The sequence below is a fragment of the Aequorivita viscosa genome (assembly GCF_900106795.1).
Classification (GTDB): Bacteria; Bacteroidota; Bacteroidia; order Flavobacteriales; family Flavobacteriaceae; genus Aequorivita; species Aequorivita viscosa.
The window spans coordinates 14,373-30,293 of the sequence record NZ_FNNS01000030.1 but is presented as its reverse complement, the minus strand read 5'-3'; the positions used below and the strand labels follow the sequence as shown (position 1 = coordinate 30,293).

9 protein-coding genes are annotated in these 15,921 nt (G+C 35.8%); 8 read left to right on the top strand and 1 reads right to left on the bottom strand.

The window, feature by feature from the left end:
- Positions 1-587: 587 nt before the first annotated feature.
- Positions 588-1,334 (bottom strand): arylesterase, encoded by a 747-nt coding sequence (locus tag BLW28_RS14100; RefSeq protein ID WP_073221108.1) that lies wholly within the window; start codon positions 1,332-1,334, stop codon positions 588-590.
- Positions 1,335-1,359: 25 nt separating this feature from the next.
- Here BLW28_RS14100 and BLW28_RS14095 point away from each other — a divergent pair, with 25 nt between their 5' ends.
- The 8 genes from BLW28_RS14095 (at position 1,360) to BLW28_RS14060 (ending at position 15,768) form a co-directional block, all read left to right on the top strand.
- Positions 1,360-2,049, top strand: a complete 690-nt coding sequence (locus BLW28_RS14095; protein ID WP_073221105.1) for an ABC transporter ATP-binding protein — start codon at positions 1,360-1,362, stop codon at positions 2,047-2,049.
- A 47-nt stretch (positions 2,050-2,096) separates the two neighbouring features.
- Positions 2,097-4,592, top strand: coding sequence for an ABC transporter permease (locus tag BLW28_RS14090; protein ID WP_073221102.1), 2,496 nt, complete (start codon positions 2,097-2,099; stop codon positions 4,590-4,592).
- A gap of 112 nt (positions 4,593-4,704) precedes the next feature.
- Positions 4,705-5,439: a flavodoxin family protein gene (locus BLW28_RS14085; RefSeq protein ID WP_073221099.1), complete on the top strand. Its 735-nt coding sequence runs from the start codon at positions 4,705-4,707 to the stop codon at positions 5,437-5,439.
- A 234-nt stretch (positions 5,440-5,673) separates the two neighbouring features.
- The gene (locus tag BLW28_RS14080; protein WP_073221097.1) at positions 5,674-8,970 is read left to right on the top strand and encodes a toxin-antitoxin system YwqK family antitoxin; all 3,297 of its coding nucleotides are present in this window, start codon (positions 5,674-5,676) and stop codon (positions 8,968-8,970) included.
- On the top strand, positions 8,951-10,891 hold the full coding sequence (locus BLW28_RS14075; protein WP_092842581.1) for a DUF3857 domain-containing protein: 1,941 nt from the start codon (positions 8,951-8,953) through the stop codon (positions 10,889-10,891). The genes BLW28_RS14080 and BLW28_RS14075 overlap by 20 nt, the downstream gene beginning before the upstream one ends.
- Positions 10,892-10,894: 3 nt before the next feature.
- Positions 10,895-12,856 carry a DUF3857 domain-containing protein gene (locus tag BLW28_RS14070; RefSeq protein WP_073221091.1) on the top strand — a complete coding sequence of 654 codons (1,962 nt, stop codon included), beginning with the start codon at positions 10,895-10,897 and terminating at the stop codon, positions 12,854-12,856.
- A 342-nt stretch (positions 12,857-13,198) separates the two neighbouring features.
- Positions 13,199-14,539, top strand: coding sequence for a DEAD/DEAH box helicase (locus tag BLW28_RS14065; protein WP_073221088.1), 1,341 nt, complete (start codon positions 13,199-13,201; stop codon positions 14,537-14,539).
- Positions 14,540-14,826: 287 nt separating this feature from the next.
- On the top strand, positions 14,827-15,768 hold the full coding sequence (locus BLW28_RS14060; RefSeq protein ID WP_234946501.1) for an EamA family transporter: 942 nt from the start codon (positions 14,827-14,829) through the stop codon (positions 15,766-15,768).
- Positions 15,769-15,921 lie beyond the last annotated feature (153 nt).

Below are 15,921 nucleotides of genomic sequence, written 5' to 3'. Positions count from 1 at the left end.
TTTTTTTTGGAACAAACTGAAATCTCCTACGCTCCCACAGCGTGATGTATTCTGCTATTACACTGAGAACTGTCGAATTGTATTGTACGTTACAAAACTAAATTTGTTAAAATTATAGGGTTCGACCTTGGTTAACCCTAAGCCACAGCGAAGGACTCACCCTGATATAGCGAGTTTAACTTTACAGTCAACTGCTATATTGAGAATTATAATTGTACTATGAACTGCTAAAAACTAGGAGCTTTGATATAACATTTAATAAAATCTAAGCCAAGCTCACCTTTAAAAATAGTACTTTAATCTTTCGGTTGGACGAAAAGCGATTAGTATATCAGGTTCTTAGTTATACGAAACTGTTCGTATGTTATATTTATCTGTGATATTTCAGGCTGATATATAAAGGTTATTCTTTAATTAATTTCAATTCTTTATTTTTTTGAGAAGATATCGTTTTTATAGTCAAGTAGATTGAACGTTATATAAATAAGCAAGTTTTGTTCTGAATTTTAAAGTTCATTTTAGTCTGATTTTATTAAATCACAGTTGCACTTTAAGTTATCAAGATAACGCAATTAGCACTAAACATTTTAATCAACAAGCAACGGCTTTAATGTTTCCCATACGGTATTGGCTACGATTTTGTGTCCTTCAGCAGTAGGGTGGATACCGTCACTTTGATTCAAGGAAGCGATTCCACCAACATCTTTCAATATAAATGGGATAAATTCAACCTTATTTTTTTCAGCTAAGTCGGAATATAATTGCCTGAATTCTGCAGTATACTCTTGTCCCATATTCGGAGGCAATTCCATGCCAGCTAGAATAATGGTAGTCTTTGGACTTTTTTCGCGGACTTCATCAATAATTGCTTGCAAATTAGAACGTGTTTCAGATAGACTTACTCCACGTAAGCCGTCATTTGCGCCAAGCTCTAATAAAAAAATATCTATATTTTGTTTTATTACCCAATTGATTCGGCTTTTACCACCTGCTGTGGTTTCGCCACTTACACCCGAATTAATCACGGTATAGTGCAAGTTTAACGAATCGATTTTCTGTTGCAATATCGCTGGATAAGCGTCATTGCTATCGTTTAGACCGTAACCGGCCGTTATACTGTCTCCAAAACAAAGTATGGTTTTGTTAGAGGTGTTTGTTACCGCAGTATTCTCAGTTTGTTCGGAAGTCTGTGTCTTTTCTTTAACCTTTTCAGGTTTGCTATCAGCACAAGAGATTAGAAAAACTACTATAAAAAAATAACTAAATTTTATGAATTTCAGACCTAATGTCGATGGTATATTCACTTGAAATTGATTATTATGCGCTTGGAACATTAGTCGTTATTTAAAGTTAAATTATATGTCAAAGATATTAAAGATTACTGGTTTGGAAAAGACATATTCCAGCGGTAACAAGCAATTGACTGTCCTACACGATATCTCTTTTGATGTTGAGAAAGGTCAGACATTTTCTATTGTAGGTCCTTCAGGAAGTGGAAAAACTACTTTATTAGGTTTGTGCGCGGGTTTAGATACACCAAGTGCAGGTAGTGTAGCGTTATGTGGATCAAATTTGAATAGTTTAAATGAAGACCAACGCGCCCAACTGCGAAACAAGGAAGTAGGGTTTATTTTTCAGAATTTTCAGTTGTTACCTACTCTTACGGCACTTGAAAATGTGAGTGTCCCGCTAGAGTTACAGGGTGATAAAAGTGCGACATCGAAAGGAAGGACTTTATTAGAAAAGGTAGGGTTGGGAGATCGTGTTAATCATTATCCGTCGCAACTATCTGGCGGAGAACAACAACGTGTGGCGCTGGCGAGAGCATTTGCAAACAATCCTTCCATTTTATTTGCCGATGAGCCCACGGGTAATCTAGATACTGAAACTGGCGAAAAAGTGATTCAGTTATTATTCGATATGAATAAAGAACAAGGAACCACTTTAGTAATCATAACCCACGATATGGAATTAGCCAATCGCACCCAGCAAATTTTGAAACTCAAAGGTGGGAAAATAGTAACTAATCAACCTACTGCTGTCCTGTGAATAACTCTAATTTCAACAAAAACCTGCGAACCCCATGGCTTTTTAAAATGGCTTGGCGTGATGCCAAAGCTAGTAAAGTGCGATTGCTATTATTTATGGCATCGATTATTTTGGGAATTGCGGCCGTGGTATCCATTCAACTTTTTAGTTCTAATTTAAAAGATAACATTCAGAACCAATCGAAAACCTTAATGGGTGCCGATTTCATTATAGACTCCAAACAAGTTCCGACCAAAAGAGCACAGGCCATCATCGACTCATTACAACCCGATGCTCACGAGGTTAATTTTGTATCTATGGCGGCATTCCCGAAGAATGACGGTACAAAACTAGTTCAGGTACGTGGCCTGGAAGGTGACTTTCCCTTTTACGGTGAATTAGAAACCGAACCGGCTGCTGTGGCAACAACCTACCAAGAATTAGGTGGTGCCTTGGTGGATGCCACGCTGATGCTTCAATTTAAGGTGAAACCGGGAGATTCTATAAAAATAGGGGAACTAACGCTTCCAATTTTGGGAGCAGTAAAATCTATTCCAGGTAGTTCGGCTTTTTCTAGTGCTGTAGCGCCAGTAGTGATTATTCCGAATAGGTTGATAGAGGCTACAGCGTTGCTTCAATTTGGAAGTAGAAAAGAATATCAATACTTCTATAAAGTTTCAGATACTGTCAATTTAAGTCTTCTTCAAGAAAAAATTCGGCCTAAACTAAGGAAGGAAAATGCTGATTTGGACACCCATACTAGCACAACCGAACGTATAGGAAGACGTTATGATAATGTTGGGAAATTCCTAAACTTGGCAGCCTTTATTGCATTGTTATTAGGATGTATTGGTATTGCTAGTTCTGTGCATATTTATATCAAGGAAAAATTGAGAGCCATAGCTATATTGAAATGTATGGGCGCATCAAGACTCCATAGCTTTTTGATTTTTCTTGTTCAAATTGCAGGTATTGGAATCGTTGGAGGACTCATTGGTTCATTAATTGGTGTGGGTATTCAAGAGTTATTTCCGTATTTGTTAAAAGACTTTTTGCCCTTCACATTGGAAATCACTGTTTCAGCTCAACCTATCATCATTGGAATACTGCTCGGGCTATTTATGTCGGTGTTATTTGCCCTTTTGCCATTACTCAGAACGTTGTATGTATCACCATTAGACGTTTTACGGGTAGATGAAAAGGCTTCTCAAGAGCCTCTACAAATAAGGTTATTAGTCTTTGGGGCAATTTTGGTATTTCTGTTTTTATTTTCATTATGGCTTTTAGAGGATGCACGTTATGCTGCGTTTTTTGTTGGGGGAACTGTTATCACCTTCGTTGTTTTGGGTGCTGTCGCTTTAGGTTTTATTAAAACAATAAAACGATTTTTCCCAAGACATTGGAGCTTTACTGCACGCCAGAGTTTACTCAACCTGTTTAGACCAAACAATCAAACGGTGGTCTTAGTGGTTGCTATAGGTTTGGGTACGTTTTTAGTAAGCACTTTGTATTTTACAAAGGATATTCTGTTAGCAAAAACAGAAGTAGGGCAATCTGCTGACAATGCGAACATCATCGTCCTAGACATTCAACCAGATCAACGAGATTTGGTAGCGGAAAGTCTTACAAATAGAGGATTGCCAGTGCTTAATAATATTCCATTGGTAACAATGAGAATGCACAGCATTAATGGAACTTTAGTAAATGAAATACGTCAAGATAGTACTAGCGAAGTACGCGGATGGCTGTTGAATCATGAATTCAGAACTACATATCGGGATGAGTTAACTCCGTCTGAAAAATTAATAGAAGGTGCGTGGACTCCCGAACTAAAGGTTGATGAACCTGTAGTAATTTCAATTTCAGACAACCTAGCCTCAGACGCTAAGCTAAGTGTTGGCGATCCAGTACTTTTTAACGTGCAAGGTGTGCTTATGGAAACAACTGTGGGCAGTATTCGCCAAGTAGATTGGGCGCAAATGCAACTTAATTTTACCATTGTATTTCCGAAGGGCGTACTGGAACAAGCGCCACAGTTTAATGTTTTTTCAACCAATGTAGTAGATGAAGAAAGTGCAGCAGCATTGCAGCGCGATTTGGTTGCTAAATTTCCGAATGTAACCATCATTGATTTACGACAAGTTTACAGCTTAGTTGAAGATATTTTAAATCAGGTTTCTTGGGTTATTAATTTTATGGCATTCTTTAGTATTCTCACTGGGATTATTGTTCTGATTGGCTCCGTAAGAACGAGTAAATATCAACGGATCAATGAAAGTGTATTGTTGCGAACCTTGGGCGCCAAAAACAAACAAATCTTACAGATTACAGCCTTTGAATACGTGTTTTTAGGACTGTTGGGAAGCTTGATCGGAATTCTACTGGCTTTAATAAGTAGCCTGTGCTTGGCGTTATTTGTGTTTAAAGAACCTTTTATACCATCCTTGATTCCTTTCGTGGTGTTTTTGCCTGGAATTACTTTACTGGTTTTGTTAATAGGCTTGAGCAATATACAGTCTGTATTGCGGAGTTCACCTTTGGAGGTATTGCGGAGAGCGGGGTAATGTTGATACTGAGTGTTGCTTAGAATTATCAGTATTCCAAATTGAAGTTAAGTTTATATATTCAGTTTTTAAATAATTAGTATATTATACTCTTTAAGTACAAAGCAAAACTATGAAGAAGCCAGATTTCAGCAATTTAAAAGCCGTTTACGTTAACTGCACGCTAAAAAAGTCCCCAAAATCAAGTCATACTCAGAATTTAATGAATGGTTCTATAGCCATTATGAAATCTGAAAAGGTTTCAGTAGAAGTAGTAAGACTTGTAGATCATCAAATTCCCGTTGGAGTTCAGCCTGATATGACAGAAGATGGAGAAACTAAAGACGATTGGCCTAAACTTTATGAAAAAATAATCGCTGCAGACATCCTAGTAATTGGTACTCCAATTTGGTTGGGAGAACGTTCTTCTGTTGCTTCAAAATTAATAGAACGCCTTTATGCTATGAGTGGTTATCACAACGATAAAGGTCAATACGTTTATTATGGAAAGGTTGGCGGTTGTATTATTACAGGAAATGAAGACGGAATAAAACATTGTTCTATGGGGATACTTTATGCATTGCAACATCTAGGTTATAGCATTCCGCCACAAGCAGATGCTGGCTGGATCGGAGAAGTAGGCCCCGGACCAAGTTATGGCGACACCGAATGGCAGGGAAAAAAGATAGATCCGCCAGTGGGATTTGACAGTGAATTCACCAATCGAAATACCACTTTTATGACCTATAATCTACTTCATCTAGCTTCGATGTTAAAATCCAATAATGGATATTCAAACTATGGAAATTCCAGAAAAGCCTGGGATGACGGCACCCAATGGGAATTTGAAAATCCAGAATATAGATGATGTTAATGTAATTTTAGTCGATCGCGACTAAAATTAGTAATCGTGTATTCGCGGTTATTTCCTAGAATCATTTTCTCAGCAGCAATCTATCTTATTGCCTATCAGTCTAATTATTAAACCACTTTTTTTTCTTAGGATGTAAAGAGTAATAACACATCAAGAAGCGATAAAAACTTTTTAAACAACTAGAGAATAAATTTTATGATTATTTTAAGAGTTTGCTATATTTGATAAATGAAAAAGTATATACTCTTTGCAATAGGGCTATTTAGCCTAACTGCGGTTGGCCAAGAAAAGTTAGAGATTATTGATCTTAACGAAATCAATAACTCCATATCATTAAAATCTCAAGAAAACGATTACGAGGGAGTTCTTGAAATTCTAGAAAAGGTAAATAAAAACGATACTAGCTATCCTAATTCACTTTTAAGGAAATCTTACTATTTGATGGCCTTAGAGCGTTACGACGAGGCTATTAGCACCATCGACGAAGGGCTATCCATGAAAATTGGAGATCTAAAAAGCTCATTTTATCAAAACAAAGGGGTTGCATTTACTAGGCAAAATAAGTTTGATAAGGCTATTGAAACCTATGACCAAGGCTTAGAACTTTTTCCGGCAAGTCATGTATTGTTGTATAATAAATCCATTGCTTTACAAGAAAAAGGGCAACTAAAAGAAGCTGTAAAAGCTTTAGAGCAAGTTATTACACTCAATCCATTTTATGCCAATGCGTATATAAAATTAGGTTCAATTTACTATACTCAAGAACGTCCTTCGCAGGCATTACTGGCTTTTAATCTCGCCTTGTTAGTTGATCCCGATAGTGAGTATTCGTTTGCAAGGCTCAAGACAGCCAATTCTATGTTTAATACCAAAAATGAAAACAAACGAACTCCTGGCTTGATACTTTCAGAAGACGACAAAGCTTTTGATGAAATTGATTTAATTATCAGCAATAGAATTGCATTGAATAATAATTATAAAATTGATAATGAACTCGATTATGATTTAACTAAACAAAATCATGCGCTTCTCTTAAAACTTGCCAACTACAAAGGAAAAGGTGGTTTTTGGAGTAAAAAGGTAGTTCCTTTATTTCAATGGATTCAAGAGTCTAATAATTTTGATGTTTTTAGTTACACTATTTCTTATTCTATTGAAAACGAAAAGTATAAAAAAATAGTTACTAAGAAAACTAAGGAAATCACTGAATTTTTAAAGCTTGCAATTCCGAGATGGACAACCCTTGCTCGAACAGATAATAAAGACCTTTTTAGCAATAAAACAGTTCAATTCGAATATGATGGTAGTACTCTCTCAATCAGTGGTATGGGAACTATGAAAGGTGAAAAACAAGTTGGCGACTGGTTCTATTTTAATAAAGAGGGAAGAATAGTAGCCGAAGCGCATTACGACAAAAACGGGGAGCGCAGTGGTACCTGGAAATGGTATAACGATCAACTAAAACTTAAAGAGGTGGCTGTTTTTAAAAACGGCAAACTAGAAGGTGAGAATACCATTATATATCCTAACGGACAATTGTCGTTGAAAGGTTTTTATAAGAATGGAGAGCTCGACGGCAAATTTCTCTATTACAACGAGAATGGAGCATTGATGCAAAAAAAATATTTTGAAAATGGAAAACTCACCGGTACTTATACATCGTACTTTAGTGTAGGCGAAGAAATTCCAGAATTCATTATTCCGTACAAAGATGATAAAGTACAAGAAAAAGCAAGCGAGTACTACGCAAATGGGAAGCTATATTCTGAAATACCTTTTACAGACGGTAATAGACACGGATTGCAAAAAACACACTTTCTTAACGGGAATGTGTCGAGTGAACTTGTTTATGTTAATGGCAAACTTCAAGGAGATTATAAAATATACTTTCTGAACGGTGAAATTTCTGAAAAAGGTACTTACATCAACGATTTGTTGCAGGGGCCTTATACAACCTATTATGCAGATGGAACACTTCAAAGTGAGGGCAACTATGATGACGGAGTGCTCAATGGAGCCTATACCTATTACGATTATGACGGAAAAAAGCATTATAGCTACACCTACAAAAAAGGAGATATTATCGAATATAAGTTTTTCAATAAAAAAGGTGAAATTTTAAAAGAAGGAAAAAGACGCGGAGGCGAATTTTATTACAACGGTTTTGCGGCAAATGGTAACCTTACCTCCGAAGGATTGTATAACGTTTCGGGAGGGCGCAAAGGCGAATGGAAGTATTACGGCGACAACGGTAATTTAATATCGAAAGCCACTTTAGAAGATGATCTAATTCAAGGAGCGTATACTTCATATTATCCCAATGGAACTATTGAGTGGTCGAGTAATTATAAAAACGATACGCTAGTCGGGTATTATGCAAACTATCATAAAAATGGAAAAATAGAGAATCAAGGTGGTTATAAAGATGGTTTGCAACAAGGAGAATGGCGGTTTTATTACATAGATGGTAGTTTAAAAAGCATCAATTATTATCACAAAGGAGATTTTAATGGAACACAAGAGTACTATGGAGTTGATGGTAAATTAACAAATAAAGCTGTGTACGATCGCGATAATCTTTTAAAAGATACGTTTTATGATCGTAACGGAAACGAATTTCAAGTTGTAGATTATAAACCGTCAAAAAAGGATACAACGCTTATATTTAAACATTATAATGGTAAAATCTATACAAAAACGTCCTATTTACACGGCGTAAAACACGGAACTTATAAATCATATTTCTTTGATGGAAAAATTGACACCGAAGGTGCGTACCTGAACGGGGTTCAAAATGGAACTTGGACTTGGTATTTTGAAAACGGGCAACCCAACGTAAAAGCTACTTATGTTCTAGGAAATCTGGATGGTGAGTATGTTCGCTATTATGAAAATGGACAAATTGAAGATTCTTTTTTCTATAAATTAGATGACCGCGTAGGAACGTGGAAATCGTATTATGAAGATGGTACTCCATATACCATATCTTCATACCTCTTTGGAAAGCAACACGGCCGAAAGGAGTTTTACAGTCCGTCAGGAAAATTACAGTTAATTAGATTTTACAATCACGGAACGCTAATTGGTTATAGCTATAACGATACAAATGGCAAGGAAGTGACTATGATTCCTATAACTAATGAAACAGGAAAGGTTATTGCCTATTACGATAATGGAAAAGTTTCGCGGGAATTAGAATATAAAAATGGTCAACAAATAGGAACATATAAAACCTACTACTATAACGGACAGCTTAAAGATGAATTTGTAAACGTAAACGATGAGTACGAAGGTCCAAAAATTGAATACTATGCCAACGGAAACATCAAAGAGAAACGGAATTACCTAACAGGAGAACTCGACGGAAAAGTAACGAGGTATTATGAAAATGGAAAACTCAAGGAAGAAGCTCATTTTAAAAATGGTGTTCAAGTAGGAAACGCGAGTAAATATGACGATACGGGAAAAAAGATTAAATCTGAAGACTATTTTAATGGCTATATGTATGCGCAGCAGAAGTTTTAAAACTAAAGCCATATCGGTTTTTTTGATACTCGCTGCCACCGCTGCGCACGCACAATATTCCGATACTTTTCAAAAATATAAAGATAAATATCCCGATGCCTCTGTAGTGTATTTAAATCAGGAGTCTAATCTTTTTATTACTGTTAACAATGGTATAATTGATATTGCCCAAGAAAATATTGAAGAAAACTTATACCTCAATGAAGCAGCCACACAAGGATCTCAGCAATCTTTAAATTTTTCAAGCTTTTTTGAATTGGAAAGCATCGCGGCGTCTTCATTTAATTACACTGACAATAAATACAGAGAGGAAAAAGTTTCAGTATTTACCGAAAAAGACGAAATGGGCGAGTCGTTTTATGACGATACAAAATCAATCAATTTCATTTATTCCAATCTAAAAAAAGGATCGAAATCGCATCTTAAATATTCTCAAAAAATTAAAAATCCACGGTTTCTAACGCCTTTCTATTTTGGAAATTTTTCTCCAATAGCTCAAAATAAATTCAGTATAACAGCTGATGCTTCGGTAAACTTAAAGTTCAAACAGTTTAATACTGAAGGGTTGAATATCGATTTCAAAAAAGAAGAAAAACGTGGGAAAATCATCTACACTTGGGAGTTAAAAGATGTAAAAGCTTTCGATTATGAATCACAAACATCATCACATAAAAATGTACTGCCTCACGTAATTCCAATTATCGCATCGTATGAGGTAAATGGAAATACAGTGCCAATTCTCAATGAAACCAAGGATCTTTATAATTGGTATTATTCGTTGGTTAAAGATATAAATCAAGAACCAGCAGATCCAGAATTAATTTCCCTAACCAATAGTCTAATCGAAGGTTTAGATAGCGATTTAGAAAAGGTAAAGGCTATTTATTATTGGACACAACGCAATATTAAATACATCGCTTTTGAATATGCCCTTGGCGGATTTATTCCTAGAGAGGCCAATCAAGTTTTTCAGAAAAAATACGGCGATTGTAAAGACAACAGCAGCATTCTATATAAAATGCTTGAAATAGCTGGGTTGAAAGGGCATTTAACCTGGATTGGTACCCGAAAAATTCCATATAGTTACGAAGAAGTGCCAACTCCAATGGTAGACAACCACATGATTCTAAGCTACTTTGATGGTTCCGATATTTATTATTTGGATGCCACGGGGAGAAATATTCCAATAACATACCCTTCATCTTTTATTCAAGGAAAAGAAGCACTTATAGCACTAGACGACAGTAATTTCCGAATTGCTAAAGTACTGGTTATTCCAGCTGAAATGAATTCAGTAAAAGAACAAACACAGCTTAAAATTGAAGGAAAGCAGTTAATTGGAACTACAAAAACAGAAGTTTCAGGCTATAACAAAATCGATTATATATACGCCGTGGGAAATCTGAATACCAAAAGTGAACGTGATAATTTTTATAACGAGGTTTTTCAAATAGGAAACAACAAGTTTATTGCTCAAAATGTTGTTGAAGCCAATAAAGACGATTACGACAAAAACCTGATTATTACGTACACATCAACAATTGGGGATTATTTTAATCAATTTGGAGATCAGATTTTTATCAATTTAAATCTTAACAAATACATTTCTCAATTCCGAACAGCTCCTAATCGAAAACGCGATATTGAAATAGAATACAAAAACCAATATACGTTAGAAGCCGAATTTGAAATCCCGGAAGGGTATCAGGTCGATTATTTACCAGAATCTCAATCCTTTGCCAACGATTATTTAAAAGCGACTATTTCCTACGCCAATGTCGAAGGAAAAATAAAATACAAACATACCGTAACCTGCGATTATTTAATCCTTAACCATGAGCAACAAAAGGAAGTTAACGAACTTATAACAAATGTTGAAAGAGCTTATAAAGAGGTAGTTACTTTCACTAAATCGAAATAACTTATGAAAAAATCAATCAGTTTTTTAGTGTTTTTTATTATCGCCTCAACGCTACTCGCACAAGAGATTCCGTTTTATAAGAGCTATACCTGGGAAGCAAGCCCAAACTTTTCTGTAAATGCAGCAGACAGCACTTCTATTGTTGGTGTAAAAGATAAAATTATCACCGAATTTATATTTGAAAACAAAGATCTTTTCGAATACTACTTAGAGCACAAGGCGGTTTGGCTTAACAGCGATGAACGCATTGAAGATTACAACAAAGTTTATTTACCGTATGACAATAGTTCAGAACTTATTGTAAGTAAAGCACGCGTAATTAAGTCCAATGGTGAAATATCAGAATTAGACGATTCAAAAATTCTAACAGCAAAAGACGACGAAACTCAACGTGTTTATAAATTTTTTGCCTTTGAAGGAATTGAAAAAGGAAGCATTGTAGAATATTATTATGTAGTAAAACGCGCTCCTGAATATTCTGGCAAGCGACTCACTTTTCAGTCCTATTACGATAAACAAGATGTTGGTTTTGACCTTTATTCGCCTTCAAACTTAGTATTCAAATTTAAGAGCTTTAACGGTCTTCCCGAAGTTGTTAGAGACACACTTTCAGAAAACAAACTGCACTGGACAATGCGAGCAGCCCAATTGCCAGGATTAGAAAGGGAGAGTCAGTCAGCGTATAATGCATCAACCGGTTTCGTTATTTTTAAACTAGATGAAAATCTGGCAAATAACACTAAGGATATAACTTCGTACAGCAAGGTTTCACAGAATATATACAACTACTATTATGGCGAAATTGACAAAAAAGCACAACGAAAGCTCAACAAATTTATAGATGGGGCAGGGGTGAAAGCTGGCATGGATACAGACGAGATGCTCAGAAAACTGGAATCGCATATTAAAACAAACGTATATCTGAGACATGGAGGAAATGCAGGAAATGACCTAGAAAGTGTGCTAAACGAGAAGGTAGCGACGAGTAAAGGCATGATGATGCTGTTTATTTCCGCCTTTAATACTTTAGATATTAAACACGAACTCATATTAACGAGCGACCGTCAAGAACTAAAATTTGATCCAGAATTTGAAGCGAACACCTTCTTGAACGATTATCTATTTTACTTCCCTAAAACCGACAAATATATGGCGCCCACCGAATTTGATTCGCGTTACGGTTTTCCACCATCATATTTAACCGATACATACGGCCTGCATATTAAAGAGGTTGCTTTGGGTGATTTTAAATCTGCCACAGGACGAATTGAATACATAAACCCAGTTGAAGCAGCAGAAACTGTCGATAAAATGATAGTCGATGTAAGTTTTGATGCTGAAGACCTCACAAAGAATGCTATTCAGTTAAACCTTTCTATGACAGGATACTATGCAATGTACTTACAGCCATTTATGAATGTCATCCCTCAGGACAATAAAACTGAAATTCTGGAAGGCTTTGCCAAACGACTAGACGAAAGTGCAACTATTAAAAGTAAGGAAATAAAAAATGCCGATCCTGCATTATTTGGCACAAAACCTTTGCATTTTATACTCGATTTTGAATCGGAAGCCTTTGTTGAAAAAGCTGGAAATCGCTATCTTTTTAAAGTGGGCGAGCTTATTGGTAGACAAGTTCAAATGTATCAAGATAACGAACGAAAACTTCCACTTGAAGATGAGTTTACCCGCACCTACTATCGAACTTTGAACATTAAAATTCCTGAAGGGTACCGCGTGGCGAATGCGGATGATATAAACATCGATCATTCCTTTTCATTAGATGGAGAAGAAGTCCTTATGTTTAAGTCGTTTTATGAAATGAATGGTGATACATTGAAAATTACTGCAGACGAATTCTATAAAATCAATAAAATTTCAAAAGAATTCTACGAAGACTACCGAAAGGTGATAAACAGCGCTGCCGATTTTAATAAGGTAACTTTAATCTTGGAGCCTAATTAAGTTTCGGAAGGTAAGTAAATAAAATATTATTAGATTATTATCAACGCACTGATGTCAATATTCAGTATGCAGTAGCTAGTGGTCAGTAATCAGTGCGCAGTAATCAGTGGTTAGTAGTTATTTAATTCAAAATTAATCAAGAACTAATAACCAATAACTGAATAACGAATTGATAAGCTCAAGTTAGTAGTGTAAAACATTGCGGATCAATTTAATTTACTTATCAAGACAGGAAGCAGCAAATTTAACCTCTTTTTCGGACACGACTAATTAGAAACAAATTGGCTAACTATAGTTGTTAAGGCAAATTGAAGCACTACTTTTGTAATCAAATTATGTACAATGGAATCATTTAGCGAATTCGCCATTAATAATCAATTACGAAATGCTATTGCGGATTTAGGTTTTGAAAAACCTACTCCTATTCAGGCTCAGTCGTTTCCGGTAATTATGTCGGGGACTGATATGGTTGGAATTGCACAGACAGGAACAGGGAAAACCTTCGCCTATATGTTGCCAATTCTTCAGGAACTAAAATTTTCGAAGGATACACATCCAAGAGTTTTAATTCTGGTGCCAACACGAGAATTGGTACTTCAAGGTGTTGAAGAAATTGAAAAATTCGGAAAATATTCGTCTATAAGAGTGTTGGGGGTCTTCGGAGGTACCAATATCAATCGCCAAAAAGAAGCAGTTGCCGAAGGTGTCGATATTTTAGTAGCCACTCCAGGACGATTGTACGACTTGGTTATAAGCCGTGCAATTCAATTTAAGGGAATAAAAAAGATGGTGATAGACGAGGTAGATGTAATGTTAGATCTCGGTTTCCGGTTTCAGCTTACAAACATCCTTGAACTTCTTCCTAAAAAGCGTCAAAACATTATGTTTTCGGCTACAATGACAGACGATGTGAACGCTTTTATTCACGATTTCTTTATAGCCCCTAAAACGGTTTCTGTTGCAGTAAGTGGTACTCCGTTAGAAAATATAGCCCAATACAGCTATGCGGTTCCAAATTTTTATACAAAAGTTAACCTCTTACGCCATTTACTTCAGAATGAAAAAGAATTTAAAAAAGTTCTCATTTTTGTTCCAAATAAAAAGAGTGCTGATCTAATATTTGATCTTTTGGATGATTTCTACGGAAAGGAAGTCGCTGTTATTCATTCCAACAAAACGCAGAATTACCGAATTCGTTCCATTGAAGATTTCAATGCTGAAAAAACACGAATTTTAGTTACTACAGATATTATGGCGCGCGGATTGGATCTTGATCGAATTTCGCACGTAATAAATTTTGACACTCCCTCTTTTCCTGAAAACTATATGCACCGAATTGGTCGAACAGGAAGGGCAGAGCAGGAAGGAACAAGTATTCTATTTTACACCGAAGCCGAAGAAGATAAAAAGAATGCGATTGAAGCTTTAATGGAACTTAAGATTACTATGCTGGAGTTACCTTCGGAAGTAGCAATTTCGGATAAGCTCACAGCAGAAGAGCAACCCGTTGTGGTTGAAATTAATAATCCCACAAAAGAAGACGTTGTAGGCCCCGCATTTCACGAGAAAAAAGAAAAAAATAAAAAAGAAAATCAAGGCGGATCATATAAACGGATTATCAAAAAGAAATATAAGAAGCCAAAGACACGCGGCGATAAAAATTACAATAAAAAGAAGCGATAATTTTAGAATATTCAGGCCGTATTTTCATTCTTCTATACTTTAAATTATTGGTGTCCGATTTAAATATCTCAAAATTACGTTCAGCTAAAGCTAACAAGTCTTTGACACAATATTATTAGATGAAATCCTGCTAGTAAATTCACCATTAAAATTTAAGAACTAAAAAGTATACTTGATTAATTAACACAATTATCAGTCAATTAAAAAGCAGGTCTTACATCTAAGTCGCATACGATTAACTTTAAATACTTTCTTTCACAATTGTTTACAAACCATATTAAATTACTTTGAAATCAGTGCCAAAAAACACAGTGTTGATTGTTCTTGCGTTCTTCTCCATATATGTAATATGGGGTTCTACGTATTTGTTAAATAAAATTGCGGTAGGGGAGTTAGCGCCATTTTTTTTGGCATCCATACGTTTTACAACTGCGGGTTTACTAATATTCTTAATTTCTAAAATCTTAGGCAAGAGTTTAGCTATCAGCCGAAAGCAGCTTTTAAACACTTTTATCGTAGGTATTTTGTTCCTTTCTTTTGGCAATGGTGTTATAGTGTGGGCACTTCGGTATGTGGACAGCGGATTTGCAGCTTTAGAAATATCGGCACAACCTTTAGTCGTTTTGTTATTGATGCGTTTGCTTCAAGGAAAGCGAATTAAAAAGATGTCCTTGGTAGGCGTAGCGCTAGGTATAACTGGAATAATCCTATTAGTAAGTCAGAAGCAAATAGTTACACAAGAAGGTACTGTAATGGGGATGATTATGATATTTGCCTGTATGCTAAGTTGGGCTTACGGAAGTCTCTTTGTAGGAAAAGCCGATCTTCCTGAAAACTTCTTTGTAAATACAGGATATCAAATGGTTACTGGTGGGTTTACTCTTGCAATTATGAGTTTGGCTTTTGGCGAGGAATGGATTGCTCCAACCAATTGGGGAGAACCTGTGCAATGGAGTATGTTATTGTTGATTACATTTGGTAGTATTGTTGCTTTTACTTCTTTCAATTATCTGTTAAAAACTGTTTCGCCAGATAAAGTGGCTACATCAACCTATGTAAATCCGATTATAGCTCTTTTCTTGGGCTGGTATTTTTTAGACGAACAAATTACGTCTCAATCCCTTATTGCTGCTGCTATTCTTCTAACTGGAGTTTACTTTATAAACACCACTCGAACAACCATTTCACTTCCCAGATTTTCGGGTCATGTAATTAGACCTAAAGACTAGACTAAATTTTAAAAAGTTGTAGTTTAAATAGGCTGAGACAGGCGAGGGTGTTCGAGTAGCTTTGAAACAATCCCAATAGGAAGAGTCCCACAGTAACGTCGTAAAACTTTTGTTTTAACTAAATTTACTGCGTTTTCCGTTAATGGTGATTCT